Origin of the sequence: Cognatundibacterium luofuense (assembly GCF_018139685.1) — a bacterium.
Lineage (GTDB): Bacteria > Pseudomonadota > Gammaproteobacteria > Burkholderiales > Burkholderiaceae_D > Undibacterium > Undibacterium luofuense.
The window spans coordinates 1-344 of record NZ_JAGSPN010000356.1; the positions used below are offsets into that span (position 1 = coordinate 1).

General features: G+C 61.6%; 1 pseudogene. It reads right to left on the reverse strand.

The features are described 5' to 3' along the window. Positions 1-344, reverse strand: a pseudogene (locus KDM89_RS20765) (hypothetical protein); the annotation flags it as partial.

Here is a 344-nt window from a genome sequence, read left to right on the forward strand (position 1 = left end):
GAGGCTGACTGAAGCTCTGCGCCTGTGGCACGCCGGCATACGCTGGCTGACTGAAGGCATTCGCCGGTGCTGCTTTATTGCCACGGAACAGACGGAACAGGAAGAAAATCAGGAAACCGATGGCCGCGAACGTCAGCAGCGAACCCAGCATACTGGCGACTGCACCACCCAGACCAAAGTGGGACAAGACACCCGCCAGCAAGGCGCCACCGATCAGACCGCCGACGATACCTTTCCATGGTGTCGCCGGTTTAGGTGGTACAGCAGATGCCGGTGCAGCAGCAGGCGCACCTGGCTTGGCCTGATTGGCCGCATTGCCCGGATTCGCAGGTGCAGCTGGCGTC